Consider the following 19,409-nt stretch of genomic DNA (forward strand, 5'->3'; position numbering starts at 1 on the left):
TTTCATTGTAACAGGGAGGCAATGATTGTCAACAAAAAGAAAAGACCCGCTTTGCAGCAGATCTCCTGTGATCAATCAGACATTTCTGAAGCTGAACAAATTTACGCCGGATCTTTCGGTTTTCCTTTTTTTCCCGCAGTTGGACGACGTTTTGGCTTCTCGTTTTTTTCCAGTTCCTGGCGGAAGTAATTCAGAATCTTCTCCAGACTTTCAATCATGACTTCCTCTTTTTCCAGATCCAGATCGACGATGCAGCTGTCGACCATTTCCTCATGGAACCGATGATGAATCCGCAGCACCTCGTTCGCCTTGGCCGACAAAAGCAGCCGCACGACGCGCTTGTCCTGCAGATCCTTGCATTTCATGATATACCCTTTGCGCACCAGCGAATTCACCGCAACGCTCAGCGTGCCCGGCGTGACCATCTGCAGCCGCGCGACATCGCCCAGTGTCTTGGTTTCGCTCTTTTCCACATTCTCCAGAATATGAACTTCCGTCATGGAAAGCGTGACACCCTGATGCTTCATATACTGTTCTTCAATAAATAAAATATGGTTAAATACTTCAACCAGCAAACCATTAACTGTCTCGCGAACACGATTCATGATGCCACCCCCGTCGTGTTCATTGTAGCCTTTTCATTTAGTCTCTGTCAAGGTTTATCCGCGCTTTATTCCTGCTTGATCAACTGATTTCGAAGCTTTTGGATAATTCGTTTTTCTAACCTTGAGATATATGACTGCGAGATTCCCAACTGATCGGCAATGTCCTTCTGCGTCAGTTCCTCATGGTTGATGCCATAACGCATTTCCAGGATCATCCGCTCGTTTTCTTTTAACTTGCTCATGGCTTTTAACAGCTGGCGCTTGTCTTCCTCGGCATAGAAGCTTTCCGCAACGATATCGCCTTCCGTTCCCAAAATATCGGAGAGCAGCAGTTCGTTGCCATCGTAATCGACGTTGAGCGGCTCGTCGAATGAGATCTCGGTTTTCCGCCGGCTTTTCTTGCGCAAAAACATCAAAATTTCATTTTCAATGCAGCGCGAGGCATAGGTAACCAGCTTGATATTTTTATCCCGCTTAAACGTGTTGACGGCTTTGATCAGACCGATCGTCCCGATACTGATCAGATCCTCCATGAAAATCGGATTGGTTTCATAACGCTTGGCGATGTAGACGACCAGACGCAGATTGTGCTCGATCAGCGTATCGCGGGCCTGTTGATCGCCATTTTCCAGTGCGATCAGCGCGGCTTCCTCCTCATCGCGGGCAAGCGGATGCGGCAGAACGTCGTTACCTTGAATAAAGTGAACCTGACGACTTCGTTTTCCGAACAGAAAAGCCTTTAATTTGAATAACCAACGTTTCATTCTATCTGTAACCTGTAAACAGCGTGACGTTCAGCAATGTATCGTAACCGCAGCCATCCAGCGCTTCGCTGGATGCCAGCCAGACCGGCTGGGCACATCCGCCCTGAATCTGCAGCGAAGCGCTGATCGCCGCCACATCCCGGACACCCGCAACGGTTTCCACCGGCAGCGGGCGAGCTGGATCCCAGTTGAGCTGCCCCTTGACTTCGCGGGTGCAGAAAATCAGCGGGCGGCCTTCGATGACGGCGCTGTTGCCCGAATCCAGATAACCGGAGAGCGCCAGTTCACACGCTCCCGCCTGCAGCGTCACCGGATACAAAAACGCGGTTTCCGCTAACCCCCGGCCCAGTTTACGCTGAAGGATAAAATCCCACGCCAGCAGCATCCCGGCCGCAATCGTCCATTGCCAGCACGAAGCAGGCAAAAACAGCTGGAAATGCACAAGCGATCCTTGCCACAGCTTCATTAATCCGAATTCGATCAGAAACCGCATGCCCCAGGCAAAAGCCGCCGCCTGCATTCCAAATGAGAAAACGATCAGAACGCTGATCAGCTCGCTCAGGGCGCAGAGCCAGACCGCGCCGTCAAACCAGCACAGACAGGCAGCCAGCGGCGCCAGCGGGCACAATATCAGAATTCTTCTCAGGCGGACCGGACGCCGGCACAGCCACGCCGAGGTCAGCCAGACTGAGCCGTTCAGGATCGTTCCCAGAATCACGGTTACTTCCACATAACTGTTCACGCTTTTCTCCTTTCTCTACGTTCTATGATAGAAAAAGCAGCAGGCAGTTTTTGTCGTTTTGCACGCCCCGTCTGTGAAAGTTCATTTCGCTTTTATGCCGATTGACGAATTGTTCAGCACTTGTTCTTCCTCCTGAAAGCAGCGGCGGTCGGCAAATCCATCCGATTCATGCCGCCTCGCTGCGTGTAATGCACAGCCCTGACTGGACGATCTGCGATTGATGCGGCCGCCATTCCAATTCCATCCTCCAGTCTCCTTCAGCAATTTTTCCCTGCCCGCGTGCGCTGTACCACGCAAAAGATCAGCCAGCCCAAAATTCCGCCCAGCGTATTCATGATCAGATCGTCGATATCGGCAGACCGGCCGATAAAATACTGCAGGATTTCAATCGTCAAAGAATACCCCATAAGCCAAATCAGACAGACACGCCACTTGCGGAACTTCGGAAAACAGACCGGCGCCAGAAATCCGAGCGGAACAAACATTGCGATGTTCAGCAATAATTGTTCGATCATCCGGGCAACCCCCATCTGATACGTTTCCTGAATCCAGACAAAGGGAACGACGTTGATCAAATGCACTGGCGGATGAAAGGCAGAGGGCCCGAATAAAATAAGATCCAGTCCTACCGTCGCAAAGAATACCAGAAGAGCATAGGATGCCCCTGCCCAGATCAATCCTTTGCGCACCTTTGTCAAATCCTTGCGCTGACGAATGCCGCGCGTCAGAAAACCGGCGATCAGGCAGGAAAGCGGCAGGCCGATTATGGTGATTCCAATGACCATTCCCATAGTTCTCAAATCCCTTCTATAAACATAATTCTGAAATTTTAGTATACCCTGAAAATCAAGATTTGAAATGACGGACAGCTTGAATAGAAAGTGACAGTTTATTCACTTAAGACCCATAGCGAAAGCTGAAAAAAGGAACGGTGCTCACCGTTCCCTGTAATCTATTCTTCGTCTTCCGTTTCCAGCAGACCATAACCTCCGCTGTTGCGCTTATAAACAACGGCGATGCTGTCGGTTTCTTCATCAGTATAGATAAAGAAGGAATGACCGAGCATTTCCATCCGCATAATCGCTTCTTCCAGATCCATACGCTGCGCCTTGACCGTCTTGGTTCTGACCGCAATATCGCCCTGATCCAGCTTTCCATTGTCCTGTTCGACAAAGCTCAGCGCCAGCTTTTCACGATGCCTGCGGGACAGGCGGGTCTTCTGACGACGAACCTGATCTTCCAGCTTATCAATCGCCAAATCGATCGCCGCATATAAATCTTCATGTTCGACTTCTGTTCTCAAGATCCCGACTTTGGTAGGGATCGTGACTTCAATTTTCTGTGTGAGAGGATAAGTGCGGACAACAACACGGGCTCTTGTTTCAGGATCGATCAACAGGTATTTGTCCAGAAAGGACAATTTCTTTTCGATCTTCTGCCTCATTGCTTCCGTGATGCTGACATTTTTTCCGACAATCTCAAATTTCATGGATAATTCCTCCTTTGATGTACCTTTAGTATAAGCGGATTCAAAGAAAAAAATCAGTCTTTAAACGCCGGCTCTTTCATGTTATACTGAAAGCAGTAAGGGCTGATTTCAGTAAATCAGCCCTTTTTTTAACATTCTATTGTTTCAACGTTTGCCGTAAGACCCGCAAGGCGTTGTCATAACCGATCGCCTGACATTCCGCTTCCGAAAAGCCCTGTACCCGCAGACCCTGAATCAGATTCTGTGCCTGAAGGGCGCTGGTCAGATCGCGGCCCATCGACGTCGCGTGATCCTCAAAGAAATCCATGAAATCAAAGCCGACGGCCAGATGCTCTACGCCGACCAGATCGGCAATGTGACGGCCGTGCGCCGCCAGATGCAGGGCATCCTGATGTTCTGGATTGGAATCAATGAAGTTCCTCGCGGCATTCAGGCCGATCACGCCTCCCTTCGCGGCGATCGCCATGATCTGTTGATCAGTCAGGTTGCGGTGTACTTCGCACAATGCGCGGGTGTTGGAATGAGTGGCAATCATCGGACCGCGGACCACTTCCACCATATCCCAGAACGTTTTCTCATTGGTATGCGATACGTCGAGAATCATCCCCAGCTCGTCCATTTTTTGAACAGCCTTGCGGCCTTCCCCGGTTAATCCGCGGGTAACGGTACCTTTCACGCCGGTCGCCAGTGCGTTTTCATCATTCCAGCACAGCGAGGCAATGCGCACGCCCTGATCATAGAGCCACTGAATTTTTTCTTCAGCCTGATCCCGGATTCCGCACATGCCTTCAACCGTCATCACAACCAGCGGCTTGCCGGTTTCTTCCAGATCAGCTTTGGATTTTACCCAGGTCACGGCATCGAGGTTTTCTTCAATTTCCTGCCGGACTGCGAGCACCATTTTCTGCATCCGATCCCAGTCCTCCGAGCCTTCAAAATAACTGGCGATCCCAACGCCGAGCACTTCGCCCTTCAGCAACTTCGGCAAATGTTCTTCTCTCAATACATGGGTTCTTCCTTGTTCGTGCTTGCGCAGAATGTCCCAGCCAATATCGGCGTGCAAATCAAAAATTTTCATCTTCAATCCCCTTTCCGGCGGCTGTTGCCGCTTCTTTTTGTTGATGACGGACTTCCCATTCCGCCAGTTTCTTTTTCAATCCGTTCATAACGATAATCATGGAATAGGTGTCCAATCCGCAGTATTGAAGCAGATGATCACGAATCGCCCGATGATCGGACTGATCGTTATTTTGATCAAGATTCCGCCATTGGACGACGGCGTCCATGCCTTGATGGATGTCGAGATCCTGATACGTCAGGTTTTCATCAAACAGCGGCAGCAGTGTTTTCAAGGAATAATAGCCGCGCATCCGCGTGTCGTAGAACAGACCGGCCTGGAAGGGAAAGGCCAGATCGACCATGCGGGCATAAATCTTCATCAGCGGTTTCGCGCGTTTAGGAAACCGGGCGGCCAGCTCCTGAAGCCGGATCTTTTCCGCGCCTTCGGCATTGTAGGCGATCACGCTGCCCTTTGGCGGCAGATCTTGCAGCAGCTTCTCGACAAAATCTTCCCGGCAGTCGTGCACGCCGATAAACTCGCGATGGGTCAGCGTCCCGTCTGCTTCTAAAATATGCAGCGAATACTGAAAGGGCAACACCTGATAACTGCGCATTCCTTCATACGGCGGCACAGCATAGGTTTCCCACTCAAAGTCGAGGAAGCAGTATGGGTATTGCAGTGCGCCGTCGAGCCAGGTTTTCAACCCAAAATAGTCAATGTAACAGCCGCCATTCTGAGCGGCTTTGATCTGAGCGAATTGTTGGCGGGTCCCTTCAATCCGATCAAGGTCTGCGTCCTGCAGTGTTAACCGGCCTTCCGCTGCCATCTGATTTTTATATTGAGATGAAACCAGCGTCAGGATTGAATCAGGATCGAGTTCTTTTTCTTCCGGGAAGCAGCGTTCATAGTAAACGCATTTATTACGGCGCGTGCAGCGGTTGGTTTTCACAGATTCAGGTTCTTCCAGCTCAAGCATCCGCTCCATTTCGTCAAGCATAGGCTGGACTTCAATCTTCTGCTTTTCGATTGCTTCTGAAAGCCTTCGGGCCGGACGTCCGGCTTCGTTATAAAACCGATCGGAAATAATAAAGAGTTCCTGGGGATCTAATTCTTTCCCCCGGATATAATCGGGATTGAGATGGATCACAGAAAGGGAATTCACCGCAAGGCCAAGGTTTTCCAGCACCCAGACGCTTAGCATATAACTAAATGCTTCGTCTTCTTTAGGCAGATGGCCGCCATACAGAAAATAGACTTCCCAGCCGGCATCTGTTTTGTGAAGAAAGGGAATTTTGACACGCAGCTGATGGAATTCAAAGCGGGCGGATACCAGCCATTCTGATTCTTCCAGCGCTGTCATAGCCCGCTGCGGATCATCGCCGCGAACCCCCTGAAAGTATTCTTTAATTTCTAATTTCCGGCAGGCCAGCGCCGTTAAATCCTCATCCATCCTGACATAGGGAGAGAATGGCGGCGTCGGTTCTTTTTTAGAAAGCCAGAAATATTTCTGACATCGTTTAAATTTTTTACAATCGGAAGTATGAAACATGTATAATCACCTTTTTGATTATACCATTCCCCTCCGTGCAATCCAAGAAAAGTTGGATAAATCCCAGGTTTTCACAGATTTATTTCATTCCGGAATTTTCTCGGGAATTTAATCATTTAAGAGATGAGCTTAATAAATGTTTAAAATTAGCTTAAACGTCCAATCAACAGTAAAAAAGCACGGCTCCTCAGGCATGCTTTTTCTACTACAACAAAATAATAATGTTTCAATTCATGCAAGCATATAGTTTGCGACGCTGGTAGAGCAATTCATTCGTAATGAGTAGGTCATTTCAACCCACGCAAGCATGTAGCTTGCGACGGAAAGCGCTAAGCGCTCGCTGGATAGCGAATGGAATTTCAATTCACGCAAGTGTGTAGCTTGCGACGTACAAATCGACAAGACCAAAACTCAGGCCGAGATTTCAATCCACGCAAGCATATAGCTTGCGACGTTTAAAGACAATCAGCGTGTCATACTGCTCGCCATTTCAATCCACGCAAGCATATAGCTTGCGACTTGTATCAGTCAGAAAAACAGAAACACAGCAAGGTTTATTTCAATCCACGCAAGCATGTAGCTTGCGACGTTTTTATAATGATGGACATTGCGGCCGGAAAAATTTCAATCCACGCAAGCATGTAGCTTGCGACCACTCACAAATAACCACGCTGTCAAACACTTGGCATTTCAATCCACGCAAGCATGTAGCTTGCGACTGCAAAAAAGTAACATTATGCTAATTGGATGTATCTTTAAAAAGAATCTATCATCAGATTAGTAAAAATTCTGCCCTTTTACCATACTATTTTACTATAATCTAAACAATTTTACAAAGTCCCCGGTGCGAACCTCCCAGGGATTTCATGTTCACTTCAGGTTCGCACCGCATCCGCAGAAGCTATCCAAGTTTTAAAATAATTTCTCAATGCAGGATCACAAACGTAAACATAAGTTCCCCTAATGGCTCTCGTTAGTAAAACCTTATAGATATTAAGAATATATTTCTTCAAAATTTCTTCATCATGAATCGCGGCTTTACCAAAGCGATCAAAATATTGATCCGAATGAACTACAATTTGCTGCGCTTGCTCATCATACCCCAGCTCCGGACCAATGATCACTCCCGCATAGTTAAGATCATAACCCTGAACCGTATGAATACACCCAACTTCATTAATTGCGTTCGCAGAATTAACCCAGTCTTCATTGACTGAATTCCAAATAAACCGCTCATCTTCAATCTCAATATCATAAAGCTGCTGATCACGAATCTGATCCAACGAATGATTCTGTGTTTTCCATTTCCAGGCATATCCTGCCACCAGGCGGCACAAACCCACTTCTTTCTCCTTTTGCTTCAGCACTGCCGTTAAATCCCGGATGTGATCGTACAAAAGAAATTCATAATTTTTAAATTCCTTTTTCTTTGGATTTCCATATTCATATAATATATTCTCGATATAGGCAATATAATCTTGTCCGGCCGCGACACGCATTTGTGACGTTAAGAAATATTCTTCCGTATTTTGTTTCTGAACCAGATTCTGAAACACGGACTGATCGATATCCGTTGGTTTTATCGACTGTGTGTCATCGTAGAATAAAATCTGATAATCGCTGCAGCGCTGAATCCAGTCCAGTTCATTTCCGTCAGTTAATCCCAAACTCGCATTAATCCGGTCAAAAACTTTGTGGTGTCCAGGCATGATATTTTTCTTCTGACGAAGCCGGTGTGCCTCATCCACAATCAGCACATCATAATGCGATTTAATCACATCTGAAGGTCCAATCACCATGGAAGACCGAAGACCTTGGACTTGTCTAAAGACTCTTTTCAATGTTTTCCGCAGCGAAGTCATTGGGATGACCAGACCAATTTTTAAGCTTCTGACATTTTTTAAATAATACAAGCTCTGAAATGAAAACTCATCTTCTGCTTCTTCTATCTCCTCCTCCATTTCGTTATGTTCAGCCATGATATCTGACATCAATTTCATCAAATAAACAGCCAGCACAGTTTTTCCGGTTCCCGCACCGCCATGCACTAAAAACACAGCTTCTTCGCTTTTGCGCAAATGCTGAAGCAAGGAATCAAACAAGCTTTCAGCAGTTTTATATTGATCATCTGTTAATGATTTATAGGGAGAAAACTTAAAAAGATCGCTGTTCTCAATCTGTATCTGATTGTGCTGCGCAATCCCCTGCTTGATCAGCATCCGCCATATTTCCTCAAATTTTTCTTTATACCTGTCTTTTTGATAATAATTATAATCCCGGATACCGGCATTTCCATTTTGAAGCCTGAACTGGCCATCAGCCGACAGATATTTAATTAATGAAGCCTCGATATCCGTTGTCGCGGATTTATTAAACTGTTTGTCCATGATCACTCTGAGCTGATCCAGCCGGCGGCGGTCGGCGTTGCGGATATGCTGCTGCAGCCGATGGGCGATATTAATTGTTTCCCCGACATAGGCTTCATTTTTGCCCGACAGAATATAAACTGAAGGGTATTGAATTGCCTGAGTGATGCCTTTAGCCGCTTTCAGGGCCTGCTCGTTAAATGGAATTGTTTTGATTCTGACCATTCAGGTTTCCTCCTTACAGCTGATCGTATTTGGTGCTTTTTCCCTTAGCCTTTTCTACCGGATACTTTTTTCGATTCTGTTCAAGCTTCTGCAGGATGATCGTTTCGGCGTCTACCCCGAGTTTATCGCTCATCAACAAGCAATAATTCATGACATCCGCTAGTTCTTCGCAAACCTTCTGATGATCATAATCCGGTCCCCATTGAAAACATTCCAACAGCTCGCCAGCCTCGATTGCGATCGACTTGGCCAGATTCTCGGGACTGTGAAATTGATCCCAGTCGCGTTCTTCATTAAATTTAATAATTTCTGTCAATGCCTTTTCCATACATCCACCTCAATGTTTCCAGTATATCACGGATATTATCCCCTTGAATATCCCGGATCTGTCTTTTCTTGTGAAAAAGGACGCCGCCAGGCAACGTCCTTTCTCATATTCAACACTTCTTTATTCAATACAAAACTGGCCGTCGCGAAAGAAAACAACTTCGGAACCGTCCGCATGCACGCCGGTGATCTGCATGTCGTCGCTGCCGAACATGAAATCGACATGGACCATTGAGAAATTGCAGCCCTTCGCCTTCATTTCCTCTTCGCTCATCGACTGTGAGCCTTCCATATTCATCGGGTAAGCCCTTCCCAAAGCCAGATGACAGCTGGCGTTTTCATCAAACAAGGTGTTGTAGAACAAAATCCCGGATTGTGAGATTGGCGTATCGACGTCGATCAATGCGACTTCTCCGAGATAAGCGCTGCCTTCGTCAAACTGGATCAGACTGGCTAAGGCGGCTTCTTCTTCCTCGGCATGCCAGCGCACCGCTTTGCCCTCCTCAAATTCGATCCAGAAATTCTGAATCAACTTTCCCTGATAGCTGAGCGGCTTTGTCGCCTGAACTTTGCCGCGCACCCCGGTTCTTTTCGGCATTGTGAAATTTTCCTCGGTCGGCATATTGGGATTAAAGACCACACCGCTTTGCGATTTTTCACAGCCGCCTTCCCAGAGATGGCCCTCGGCCAGCTCTACAATAAGATCTGTACCTTTCTGATTCTTAAAATGCAGCGCCGCAAACCGCTGGCGGTTCAGCCAGTCGTTGCGCTCAGACAACTGCCGGTTATGTTTTTCCCACAACGGGATCGGATCTTGTTGATCCTGAATCCGAACGGAAGCCAGGATCGCATCCCACAGCATTTCCACCGCGGTGTCCGGCTGTTCCTGCGGAAAGACTTTCAGCGCCCATTCCGGATTTGGAATCGCGACGATCGACCACTGACCGAGATTGGCCATCGTGTAGTTCTGGAATTTTTCCAGAGCTTTGCGGCGCGCGGTGACGACCTGCTGGACCTTGTCCTGATCGACATCCTTCATGATGCCCGGGATACTCGAGTCAATATGCAGAATGCAGTAACCGCGGTCGACAAATTCCTGTTCCCGCGCCATCAGCCAGTCTGGAACCCGCTGCAGCACCGGCGTTTCCGCGTACTGATAGTCCAGCTTGGTGATCTGATCATCGAGCCACTGCACGATGACCTCACCCGCTCCGGCACGATAGCCTTCTTCGACGCACATTCTGACAAACGGCGCTGAATCGACCTGCGCCTTAATTACCAGCATCTGCCCTTTCTGAACATTGACGCCCAGCCGAACTGCCAATTCGGCATATTGCCGCAGGCATTTTTCTGAAACCAAGGTTATTCCTTCTTTCTATGATGTTAGTTTCCGTGGGAGATCGGCAGCATCGCCGCGCCGATGATTCCTGGTTCTTCCAGCTTTGCCACTTCAAACAAGGTATCGCGCATCGGTATATGGACCAGATTTTTGAAATTAGCGACAACTTTATCTAGGAAGACATCCTTGGACTGCATCATGCCGCCGCCGATCACAAACATCCATGGGTCGGCGACATGGGCGATGACCGAGAACATTACAGCCAGATCGTAGGCCATATCGTCAACGACAGCCTGGGCCTGCGGATTGCCCTGCTTCGCCAAATCAAATACATCCCCGGCATGGCGAATCTGATCGCCGAACAGCGCTTTGCCCTTGCGGGTAATCGCAACACCGCTGGCTTCATTCTCCACCGCGCCGATGTTCAAATGATTGATTTTCTGACGATTGCGGTCAATGATGATATTCGCAATTTCCCCGGCATGACCATGCTTGCCGCTGACAACCTTGCCGTCGACGACTAACGCGCCGCCGATGCCGGTAGAAATCGTGACGTAATAGACGACGGGCAGGCCTTTTCCAGCGCCGACCAGCGCTTCCGCCAGACCGGCGACATTAGCGTCGTTATCAACGTAGGCCGGCATGTTGAAATTTTGCGTCAACTCCGCGGCAATCGGATAAAGCTCAAACCCCGGCAGATTCGTTGCCATCAACATTTTTCCCTTGATCGTATCAACCGGCCCCGGCACGCCCACGCCGATCCCCTCGCATTCAGTATACCCCGGAATCTCCCGGATCATTTCCATCATGTTGTCCATAACTCTGCGAGGTCCTTCCTGCGCCAGCGACGGATGTTTTACTTCAGCTAAAACAATCCCGTCGCGCGTCACTTTGGCAACGCGGACGTTCGTTCCCCCTAAATCAATTCCTAAATATGTTTTCATACTCTAGGTCCTCCTTACGTTTAATTATATCGAAAGCTGCAAGGGGTTACAACCAAAGACCGCCCGGAAACCATGGAATTTCACGCTGGGTTTCAAAAGGACTTCGATCATGAAATAGATGAACGATCTTTCTCAGCGGTCAACTGGCTTTAACCAAAACAAAAAGCGGAGTTTACCGGATTCAGAAAGCCGCGGTCATCCCGGGCGGTCTGATCAGTTCATCTCCGCTTCATTTGCATTCTTTCTCATCAACTGAATCTTCAAGCTTTTTGCATCCGCTTACGATTCTTGACAGTTTGAAGCCTTATTTCTGTGCGTGGATAAAGGCTGCGATATCGTCCGTCACCCGCGGATCGACGACCGCTTTCTGCATGTAATAGGTGTTTGGATTGGCATTGTAGTCGCCCGGCATCATCAAATGCGACAGCCCGGAATAGCTATGAAATGTCCAGTTAGCCTTTTCGCCATAAGCCGTTTTCCACGTTTCAAATTCCTGCAGCGGCACCTGATAATCTTCCTCGCCCTGCAGCACTAACACCGGTTTGGTGATCGTTTCCGCGGTTTTGATCGGATCATAGGACAACAGATCTTTCCAATAGGCCGGATAGGCGCCAGCCACCGCTTCATCCTCCGGCAAAGAGTCCAGCTGCTGCAGCTTGTCCAGCTCGGCAATCATCGCATCCATCGACGCTTTTTCCTGATCTGTATTCATGAACTGCGCCAAATGCTCATACTGCATCTTCATTAAGGAAGCCAGATCCGTTACCGGTGCGGCCATCATGATATAGCCCGCTGCCTCCGGAGTTTCCGCGGCGATCCGCGGCATGCATAAGCCGCCTAAGCTGTGGCCCAGAACATAAATCGCTGACGAATCAATCTCCGGCTGTTTGGCAATCAGGTCAACGATATCTGCGGCGTCCTGGATGGTTTCCTGTTCCACTGTAAACTGTGTGTCCCCGGCGCATTCAGCGCCATAAACAAAGGTCCGTTTGTCATAGCGGACAGTCGCGATGCCCTGCTCGGCCAGCCGGTAGGCGATATCCTGAAATACGGTGTTTCCATACAGTGTTTCGTTGCGGTCATTCGGTCCTGAGCCATGTACCAGAATAATAACAGGCGCTGGCTGATCGCCTTGGGGCAGTGTTAAGGTGGCAGGTAAATCCTTGCCATCGCGCATCGTCAGCGTCAGTTCCTGCTCTGCAGTCCCTTCCGGCAGCGTCAGCGCCGCGACGTTGCTCGGCTCAATGTATTCGGAGAAGTTCACGCCTGCGATCTGATCCTGATCGTCAAACACGACGTTCACACACAGGTTCTGATTTTCAAACAACACGGGAACCTGAACGATGATATAGCCTCCCTGCTTAATTTCATTGACAATCTGGATTTCTTTTAATGCCCCCAGCTGCTTCAGCGAAGGTTCCAGCGAAGCCTGCAGCTGCGAGGATGCCTTCTGCATCTGTTCATCATAGGCAAATCCCTGCAGCAGCTTGTCAAAATCCCCGGCCCCCAGTGTTTCCACATACGCTTTGGCGATCTCCTCCCGGCTGCCCGTCACCTTATCCTGAACGTCTGTTCCCGATTGATTGCTTTCGGCGGGAGCCTGTGTTTTCTGACAGCCGCTCAAGACAACGGACATCAGTAAAAGTCCGATAAATCCTTTTTTGATTGATTTGTTCATTTCTGTTTTCCTTTCTGATTTCCATATTTAGATGTTGATCTAAACGTATTATAGGAGTGTCTTCCATCTTTGTCAATTCTTATTTTTCTTCTTTTCAATCCCAGCGAAGGCTGTCACGATATCCTCTTTTCCTCCCCTATCCTCGCCTTACTTTAACTGGCCTTGATTCCTTTTCCTTTTAAGACTAAGATGAATTCCATTCAACGGATATTGAATGTCTGATTCTTCAAAAAGCTCAAGTCTCTCGCAACTGATTTTCTCAATTTTTCACCATAAAAAAACTCCGGCTGAACGAAAACGTCAGGCGGAGTTTCTATGACATTCATCTAATCACGGCAGGAAGAATCGAATTCTCCTCGATAGCAATGAATTGAATTATCAGATTGAAAAATCCCAGCTAAGCCGCGATTTCTTCAGCGTCTAAAACGTCAACGCCAATCAAATCGTGATGTTTTGCTTTAGTAACCTTCACCCAGGCGAAAGTGCCCGGCTGATAGTGATGCGAGCTTTTAAATTTGATCAGCCCGTCGATGCCGTCCGGCGCGCTGTGGATGCCGCGGCCATGGTAATAGCCGGTTAATCCATCCTGATTTTCAACGAGCACTTCCAGCGTCTTGCCGATCAATGCTTCGCCGTTTTCCTGTGCAATCTGATTTTGCACTGTCATTAAGCGTTCCAGCCGTTCATCCATAATTTCCTGGGAAATCTGTCCATCCATGGTATAGGCCGGCGTATCCTCCTCGTTGGAGAAGGTGAAGGCGCCAAGCCGGTCCCAGCGCACTTCCTTGATGAAGTCGATCAACATCTGGAAGTCTTCTTCTGTTTCCTGCGGGAAACCGACGATCATCGTCGTCCGCAGCACCGGCATATCGTAATTCGCTCGAATCAGCTTGACAGTCCGCAGAATGCTTTCCACGCTGCCGCGGCGGTTCATCAGCTTCAGCATTTTATCGCTGCCATGTTGAACTGGAATGTCGAAATATGGAATAACCTTTTTTAGATCCTTGATCCCAGTGACAAACTCATCGTCAATCTCATCCGGATACAGATAAAGAACACGAATCCAATGCAATCCGTCGATCGCATTCAGTTCTGTCAGCAGATCCCAGATCCGCCGGCGGCCATACAAATCGGTTCCATAACGGGAAGTATCCTGCGCGATGACAACGAGTTCCTTCACCCCTTCCGAAGCCAGCTGCTTCGCTTCGGCAACCAGATCCTCAATCGGAAAAGAAACATAACCGCCCCGGATTCCTGGAATTGCACAATAGGAGCAGCGGTTGTCGCAGCCCTCGGCGATTTTCAGATAAGCTGTCCACGGCTTGGTCGAAACCAACCGGGTGTTTTTTCCATAGCCATCCAGCACCTTTTCGCCCAAGACCTGGGTCAGAATCTGTCCCATCTTTGGATAATCGCTGATTGTCAAAAAACAATCGACCTCCGGCATTTCCGCTTCCAGATCAGCTTTGTAGCGCTGAGCCAGACAGCCGGCTACGATCAGTTTCCGGCAATTCTCATTCTTATATTCTGCCATTTCCAGGATCGTATTGATCGCTTCCTCCTTGGCCGGCTCAATAAATCCGCAGGTATTGACGATAATCGCTTCCGCTTCGTGAACGTCGCTGACAATTTCATGTCCGGACTGCCGCAGCAGGCCCATCATTCGCTCACTGTCGACTAAGTTCTTGCAGCAGCCTAAAGATACTACACCTATTTTCATATTCAATTCCTTTCTTTTCGTATATTTTTTCTTGATAGAGATCGCTGACATTATAACACAAAAGCCCGGAATTGCCATTTCCAGATTGTACCCGAAACCGCGATCTCCAACGGGATATCCGTTAAAGCTCTGGCCTTCTTTTTCTGTTGAACCTTTCCTTTCCAATCAGAATGGAAATTGTCCATGCTTCATCATTCTGATATAATCAAGTTTAGAATGGAGCGTGATTCCATGCGTAAAATTTACAATAAGCTTGTCCGCGACCGCATTCCGGCGATCATTCAATCCGAATACCGCGATTGCCAGACGCGGCGTTTAACGCCAGCGGAATATCAAACCGAACTCAAAGCCAAGCTGGTCGAGGAAGCCCGGGAAGTTCAGGAAGCCTCCGATCGAGAAGCGTTCATTGAAGAATTGGCCGATCTGAGCGAAGTCCTGGACGCGATGATGGATTTCTTTGAAATTGACGCGACTGAAATTCAAGCCGTTAAAGACGCGAAGGCGCAGACCCGCGGCCGTTTTAAAGACCGGATTTTCTTAGAGTTTACCGAGGATGAAGATGAACCTTCAGCATGAAAATGAACGTTTCTTTCGCAGGCTAAATCGTTCATCCTCAACATCTGATATAAACAAAAACGGCCTTTCAGCCGTTGTTTTTAAAATGGTCGGGATGACAGGATTTGAACCTGCGACCCCTTCGTCCCGAACGAAGTGCACTACCAAGCTGTGCTACATCCCGATACCTTTTATATTATATGCTAATTTCAAATTTTTGCAAGACTTTTTTCTAGGTTCTGGTAAAAAGTTCGTTTTCTGTCATTTTTTAGCCTGTGCTCAACAAAAAGCATCCGCTTATATCCAATGTTTTAAAACCAGCTGAGAAATGGGAATTTCCAGCTGTCCGATTTGTGTTTTTTCAAAGCTGCCATGACAATCCGCACCGGAAGTCATCATCAGATCCCGCTCGCGGCAATAATTTACGCAGATCTGCGTTGTATCAGGATCCTGCGCCGGGTACCAGCATTCGATCCCATCCAGTCCCTCCGCCATGACCGCGGCCAAGACTTCCGACAGCTTAGTTGCCGGAATCACCTTACCGGGATGGGCCAGAATCGCTTTTCCTTTCGCGGCATGAATCTGCCGGACAACCTCTCTGACCGGCGGAAAGCCGACGCAGCAATAATCATGATGATAGCGGGCATACATCAAAAAGCCCTGCTTAAAATCGGCGACGAGATCTTTCGCCGCAAAGTAATGCAGCGCCTTCCAGCCGCCTAAGCGCCGGTCATAGGAAAACTGACGATATTCATCAAGACTGACCGGCTCCCCGGCATGTTCCATTTTTTCGATCAACAACTCGTTCACCCGTTCCAGCCGCAGCCGATTCGCTTCCACAAACGCCTGAAACTGCCCATTCTCCAAATCGACGCCGTAGCCCAGAATGTGAAAATTGATTTCGAAGTCCTGGGCGTCCAGCTCAACCCCGGACAGACACCGAATTCCGGTTCCCCGCGTCTTTTGAAGACACTCCCGGCTTCCCGACAACTGGTTATGATCCGTGACGGCAATCAGGCCGACCTGCCGGATTCGGGCTTGTTCAACGATTTCATCCACGGACATCGTTCCGTCGGAATACCACGAATGAATATGCAGATCAGCGTACATCGTTACTCCTCTCTTTCCGCAGTTCATCTACTGAAAATCATGGTTCTGCCTGACGTCCTTTTCTGCCTGATGGCCGACGTTTTGATTCTTTCCTTATCAACGAAGACGGACAGGCCGGACAGTCTGAAACGCAAAAAACAGCCCGAGTCCTTCCCGGAGCTGTATTTCTATTTTATTTTTTCGCGAGGTGCTGAATCAGCGCGTCCATCGCCATCACATAGCCATAATCCCCGAAACCGCACAGCTGACCGAGACAAGCCGGCGCTGTTTTCGATTCATGACGAAAGCTCTCGCGCGCATGGACGTTGGAAAAATGAACCTCTACGGCCGGAATCGGCGCAATGCTTTTGATTGCGTCATGCAGCGCGTAGCTGGTGTGCGTATAAGCGCCTGGATTGATGATCAGCCCGTCCATATGCTCGAAATAACACCGCTGGATCGCATTGATCATCTCGCCCTCGATATTGCTTTGAAAAACCTCAACCTCGATCCCGCGCTGCTTAGCTTCCGCGGCGATCATCGCCATGATTTCGGTATAATTGCGCGCGCCGTAAACGCCTTGTTCACGAATTCCGGTCATGTTGATATTCGGACCGTTGACCACTAAAAATTTCATTTTCTCCCCCCTCACTTGTCAAAGCATTTCCGCCGCTGCGTCGACTGGCGGAACAACCGTTTCATTTCCTCGGTGTCTTCATTTTCCAGCACGCTGCGGAAATGGGCCAGCTCCGCAGCGAACTCGTCGATTTCACGGACAAGATTCGCCTTGTTCATTAAAAACAATTCCGTCCATAACGATTCGTTAATCTTCGCGATCCGCGTCAGATCGCGGAAGGAATCGCCGGTATAGTCCACCAGATGCGTGTTGTCGCTGGTATTCATCAGCGTCACTGCGATCACGTGCGTCAGCTGGCTGAGAAACCCGACCATTTTATCGTGTTCAGCCGGACTGAGCATGGCAATGTGCCGAAAGTTCAGCGTTTCCGCCAGCGCTTTCACCCACGCGATCCCCTCCGGCGTATTGGCGGACGTCGGCGTAATGATAAAATTCGCCGGTTCAAAGATCGAACAGTCGGCATACTGCACACCGCTGACCTCCCGGCCCGCCATCGGATGACTGGCGATGAATTCCACATCCGGACGCAATTTTTCCTGCACCTGCGCTACGATCTGTTCCTTGACGCCGGTCACATCGGTGATCCGGGTTCCCGGGGCAAAGCTGTCCTGGTATTGATCAATCCACTCCAAGAGGGCCTGCGGATACAAGCCGAACACGATACTGTCCGCCTGGCGGACCAGCGTTTCGTCAAAACCGACAGCGCCTTCGTCAATCCAGCCTTGCTTTAAAGCATAAGCGATGCTTTCCGGATTGATGTCCAGCGCGCTGACATGGAAGCCTTTGCGCTTCAATCCCTGGGCATAGCTTCCGCCCAACAAGCCCAGACCGACGATTAGAAAATGCGATTCCTCCTGCATGTTATTTCTCCTTTACTTCGATTCCCAGCGAGCGCAGATCCCGGAAAAACCCCGGATACGACTTGGCGATCACTTCTGCGCCTTCAATGGTCACCGGAGCGTCGGCCATCGTCGCGCCGATCGCCAGCGCCATCACGATCCGATGATCCTTGTGCCCGTCCAAGGTGACGCCGCCCTTCCAGGCTGTCGGTCCCTGAATCCAGACTTCACCCTCGCTTGAATGAATCGGCACCCCGACCTTGCGCAGCTCGGTTTCCATCGCTTCTATTCTATCACTTTCTTTATACCGCAGGCGAGCGGCATTGATCATTTTTGTTTCACCGCGCGCGAAGCTGGCTAGCACCATCAGAATCGGTCCGAGATCCGGGCAGTTCTGTATATCCAGTTCACAACCGGACAGGGAAGATGGATAAACGATCACTTCTTTATCCTTAACCTCTGTCCTTCCACCCATCTTACGGACAAAATCCAGGATCTGACGGTCGCCCTGACGGGAATCCGGCCGCAGGCCCTGACAATGGACCTCATGGTTAACGCATCCCAGCGCGGCATAGAAACCAAGCTGGGAATAATCGGATTCGACGGTCGTTTCACAAGCTATATACCGCTGGCCGCCGGGAATTCGCAGCGTCAGTTCGTCTTCAAAATAAGCATGAACACCGAAATCCTGAAGCATCTGCAATGTCAGCTCCACATACGAATGCGACTCAAACGGCGGTTCAATATGCAGCGTAGAATCCTCCTTGCGGCAGACCAGCGCGAACAACAGACCGGAAATGAACTGTGAGCTGATGTCGCCGCGCAGCGTGATGTCGCCCGGCTGCAGTGCACCTTCGATTTCAATCCATTCAGCGGTTTGCGAGTAATGGAATCCCTGCGCCTCAAACAGCTGTTGGTAGACTGTCTGGGGCCGCTGCAGCAGACGGTTCTGCCCGGTAAAACGCACCCGCTTGCCGGTCAGCGAAAAAATCGGGATAAAAAAGCGCAGCGTGGAGCCGGATTCCTTGCAGAAAATTTCCTCGCTTTGCAGCTGATTAAAATCAGGAATGCCCTGCACCCGCACGTCGCTGCCTTCCAGTTCAATGTGCGCGCCCAGCTTGCGCATTCCCTCGATCGTCGTCAGGATATCGTCGGAATAATCGACGTGATGAATCAGACTTTCACCTTGGGCCAAAGCGGCGCAGATGATCGCCCGGTGGGCCATCGACTTGCTCGGCGGAATCGCCACCGTCGTTCGGGTGCAGCGTCCCGGGATGATCGTCGCCTGCATTACAGTGATCTCCCAACCACCTGAGCAATCGCGCGGCCCTTTTCGATCAGGGAGGCGAACTTCGCCGGCTTCAGCGACTGCGCCCCATCGCTCCACGCACATTCCGGACAGGCATGGACTTCGATGATCAGACCGTCCGCTCCGGCCGCAATCGCCGCCAGGGACATCGCTTCCACCAGCTTCCAATCCC

The 19,409-nt window shown here is 49.4% G+C and carries 18 protein-coding genes, 1 tRNA gene, 1 pseudogene and 1 CRISPR repeat array; of the genes and pseudogenes, 1 reads left to right on the forward strand and 19 read right to left on the reverse strand.

The window, feature by feature from the left end; translation table 11 throughout:
- Positions 1-101 precede the first annotated feature (101 nt).
- The 13 genes from I2D94_RS02120 to rimO all read right to left on the reverse strand — a co-directional run bounded on the left by I2D94_RS02120 (position 102) and on the right by rimO (position 14,808).
- Positions 102-605 carry a MarR family winged helix-turn-helix transcriptional regulator gene (locus I2D94_RS02120; RefSeq protein ID WP_195395452.1) on the reverse strand — a complete coding sequence of 168 codons (504 nt, stop codon included), beginning with the start codon at positions 603-605 and terminating at the stop codon, positions 102-104.
- A 65-nt stretch (positions 606-670) separates the two neighbouring features.
- A complete protein-coding gene (gene sigK, locus I2D94_RS02125) occupies positions 671-1,369 on the reverse strand; it encodes an RNA polymerase sporulation sigma factor SigK (RefSeq protein WP_072684925.1) in 699 nt (232 codons plus the stop codon).
- Between the two features lies 1 nt (position 1,370).
- Positions 1,371-2,111, reverse strand: a complete 741-nt coding sequence (locus tag I2D94_RS02130) for a sigma-E processing peptidase SpoIIGA (protein ID WP_195395453.1) — start codon at positions 2,109-2,111, stop codon at positions 1,371-1,373.
- Between the two features lie 257 nt (positions 2,112-2,368).
- Positions 2,369-2,902, reverse strand: a complete 534-nt coding sequence (locus I2D94_RS02135) for a VanZ family protein (RefSeq protein WP_195395454.1) — start codon at positions 2,900-2,902, stop codon at positions 2,369-2,371.
- Positions 2,903-3,063: 161 nt separating this feature from the next.
- A complete protein-coding gene (gene hpf, locus I2D94_RS02140; protein WP_072684922.1) occupies positions 3,064-3,600 on the reverse strand; it encodes a ribosome hibernation-promoting factor, HPF/YfiA family in 537 nt (178 codons plus the stop codon).
- Positions 3,601-3,736: 136 nt separating this feature from the next.
- A complete protein-coding gene (locus I2D94_RS02145; protein WP_195395455.1) occupies positions 3,737-4,678 on the reverse strand; it encodes a dipeptidase in 942 nt (313 codons plus the stop codon).
- Positions 4,665-6,209: a DUF2779 domain-containing protein gene (locus I2D94_RS02150; protein ID WP_229056719.1), complete on the reverse strand. Its 1,545-nt coding sequence runs from the start codon at positions 6,207-6,209 to the stop codon at positions 4,665-4,667. The genes I2D94_RS02145 and I2D94_RS02150 overlap by 14 nt, the downstream gene beginning before the upstream one ends.
- Before the next feature lie 223 nt (positions 6,210-6,432).
- A CRISPR array of direct repeats spans positions 6,433-6,928; the repeat unit is 20 nt; unit sequence ATTTCAATCCACGCAAGCAT.
- Between the two features lie 156 nt (positions 6,929-7,084).
- On the reverse strand, positions 7,085-8,800 hold the full coding sequence (locus tag I2D94_RS02155) for a DUF2075 domain-containing protein (protein ID WP_195395456.1): 1,716 nt from the start codon (positions 8,798-8,800) through the stop codon (positions 7,085-7,087).
- Between the two features lie 13 nt (positions 8,801-8,813).
- Positions 8,814-9,128, reverse strand: a complete 315-nt coding sequence (locus I2D94_RS02160; RefSeq protein ID WP_195395457.1) for a nucleotide pyrophosphohydrolase — start codon at positions 9,126-9,128, stop codon at positions 8,814-8,816.
- Between the two features lie 120 nt (positions 9,129-9,248).
- The gene (locus I2D94_RS02165; protein WP_195395458.1) at positions 9,249-10,487 is read right to left on the reverse strand and encodes an aminopeptidase; all 1,239 of its coding nucleotides are present in this window, start codon (positions 10,485-10,487) and stop codon (positions 9,249-9,251) included.
- 23 nt (positions 10,488-10,510) lie between these two features.
- Complete coding sequence (locus I2D94_RS02170; protein ID WP_195395459.1) at positions 10,511-11,410, reverse strand: ROK family protein; 900 nt, start codon at positions 11,408-11,410, stop codon at positions 10,511-10,513.
- Positions 11,411-11,714: 304 nt separating this feature from the next.
- A complete protein-coding gene (locus I2D94_RS02175; RefSeq protein WP_195395460.1) occupies positions 11,715-13,088 on the reverse strand; it encodes an alpha/beta fold hydrolase in 1,374 nt (457 codons plus the stop codon).
- A 397-nt stretch (positions 13,089-13,485) separates the two neighbouring features.
- Positions 13,486-14,808 (reverse strand): 30S ribosomal protein S12 methylthiotransferase RimO, encoded by a 1,323-nt coding sequence (gene rimO / locus I2D94_RS02180; protein WP_195395461.1) that lies wholly within the window; start codon positions 14,806-14,808, stop codon positions 13,486-13,488.
- Positions 14,809-15,039: 231 nt separating this feature from the next.
- Between rimO and I2D94_RS02185 the strand changes: the two genes are divergently transcribed.
- Positions 15,040-15,384 (forward strand): nucleoside triphosphate pyrophosphohydrolase, encoded by a 345-nt coding sequence (locus tag I2D94_RS02185; protein ID WP_195395462.1) that lies wholly within the window; start codon positions 15,040-15,042, stop codon positions 15,382-15,384.
- 86 nt (positions 15,385-15,470) lie between these two features.
- Here the strand turns inward: I2D94_RS02185 and I2D94_RS02190 are convergent.
- The 6 genes and pseudogenes from I2D94_RS02190 to I2D94_RS02215 form a co-directional block, all read right to left on the reverse strand.
- Positions 15,471-15,547, reverse strand: a tRNA-Pro gene (locus I2D94_RS02190).
- A 113-nt stretch (positions 15,548-15,660) separates the two neighbouring features.
- Positions 15,661-16,473, reverse strand: a complete 813-nt coding sequence (locus I2D94_RS02195; RefSeq protein WP_195395463.1) for a PHP domain-containing protein — start codon at positions 16,471-16,473, stop codon at positions 15,661-15,663.
- Positions 16,474-16,645: 172 nt separating this feature from the next.
- Complete coding sequence (gene aroQ / locus I2D94_RS02200; RefSeq protein ID WP_072684913.1) at positions 16,646-17,089, reverse strand: type II 3-dehydroquinate dehydratase; 444 nt, start codon at positions 17,087-17,089, stop codon at positions 16,646-16,648.
- A gap of 11 nt (positions 17,090-17,100) precedes the next feature.
- Positions 17,101-17,949, reverse strand: a complete 849-nt coding sequence (locus I2D94_RS02205; protein WP_195395464.1) for a prephenate dehydrogenase — start codon at positions 17,947-17,949, stop codon at positions 17,101-17,103.
- Between the two features lies 1 nt (position 17,950).
- Positions 17,951-19,219, reverse strand: a complete 1,269-nt coding sequence (aroA, locus tag I2D94_RS02210) for a 3-phosphoshikimate 1-carboxyvinyltransferase (RefSeq protein ID WP_195395465.1) — start codon at positions 19,217-19,219, stop codon at positions 17,951-17,953.
- Positions 19,219-19,409 (reverse strand): annotated as a pseudogene (locus I2D94_RS02215) (3-deoxy-7-phosphoheptulonate synthase); the annotation flags it as partial. The pseudogene I2D94_RS02215 and the gene aroA, both read right to left, overlap by 1 nt.

The organism is Holdemania sp. 1001302B_160321_E10 (genome assembly GCF_015552275.1).
Taxonomy (GTDB): Bacteria; Bacillota_I; Bacilli_A; order Erysipelotrichales; family Erysipelotrichaceae; genus Holdemania.

Bases quoted from the DNA above. Each gene is read 5' to 3' on its own strand.
- I2D94_RS02185 (WP_195395462.1), top strand. From the start codon at position 15,040: ATGCGTAAAATTTACAATAAGCTTGTCCGCGACCGCATTCCGGCGATC.
- I2D94_RS02160 (WP_195395457.1), bottom strand. From the start codon at position 9,128: ATGGAAAAGGCATTGACAGAAATTATTAAATTTAATGAAGAACGCGAC.
- I2D94_RS02195 (WP_195395463.1), bottom strand. From the start codon at position 16,473: ATGTACGCTGATCTGCATATTCATTCGTGGTATTCCGACGGAACGATG.
- hpf (WP_072684922.1), bottom strand. From the start codon at position 3,600: ATGAAATTTGAGATTGTCGGAAAAAATGTCAGCATCACGGAAGCAATG.
- aroQ (WP_072684913.1), bottom strand. From the start codon at position 17,089: ATGAAATTTTTAGTGGTCAACGGTCCGAATATCAACATGACCGGAATT.
- I2D94_RS02135 (WP_195395454.1), bottom strand. From the start codon at position 2,902: ATGGGAATGGTCATTGGAATCACCATAATCGGCCTGCCGCTTTCCTGC.
- sigK (WP_072684925.1), bottom strand. From the start codon at position 1,369: ATGAAACGTTGGTTATTCAAATTAAAGGCTTTTCTGTTCGGAAAACGA.
- I2D94_RS02150 (WP_229056719.1), bottom strand. From the start codon at position 6,209: ATGTTTCATACTTCCGATTGTAAAAAATTTAAACGATGTCAGAAATAT.
- rimO (WP_195395461.1), bottom strand. From the start codon at position 14,808: ATGAAAATAGGTGTAGTATCTTTAGGCTGCTGCAAGAACTTAGTCGAC.
- I2D94_RS02145 (WP_195395455.1), bottom strand. From the start codon at position 4,678: ATGAAAATTTTTGATTTGCACGCCGATATTGGCTGGGACATTCTGCGC.
- I2D94_RS02175 (WP_195395460.1), bottom strand. From the start codon at position 13,088: ATGAACAAATCAATCAAAAAAGGATTTATCGGACTTTTACTGATGTCC.
- aroA (WP_195395465.1), bottom strand. From the start codon at position 19,219: ATGCAGGCGACGATCATCCCGGGACGCTGCACCCGAACGACGGTGGCG.
- I2D94_RS02205 (WP_195395464.1), bottom strand. From the start codon at position 17,949: ATGCAGGAGGAATCGCATTTTCTAATCGTCGGTCTGGGCTTGTTGGGC.
- I2D94_RS02170 (WP_195395459.1), bottom strand. From the start codon at position 11,410: ATGAAAACATATTTAGGAATTGATTTAGGGGGAACGAACGTCCGCGTT.
- I2D94_RS02155 (WP_195395456.1), bottom strand. From the start codon at position 8,800: ATGGTCAGAATCAAAACAATTCCATTTAACGAGCAGGCCCTGAAAGCG.
- I2D94_RS02120 (WP_195395452.1), bottom strand. From the start codon at position 605: ATGAATCGTGTTCGCGAGACAGTTAATGGTTTGCTGGTTGAAGTATTT.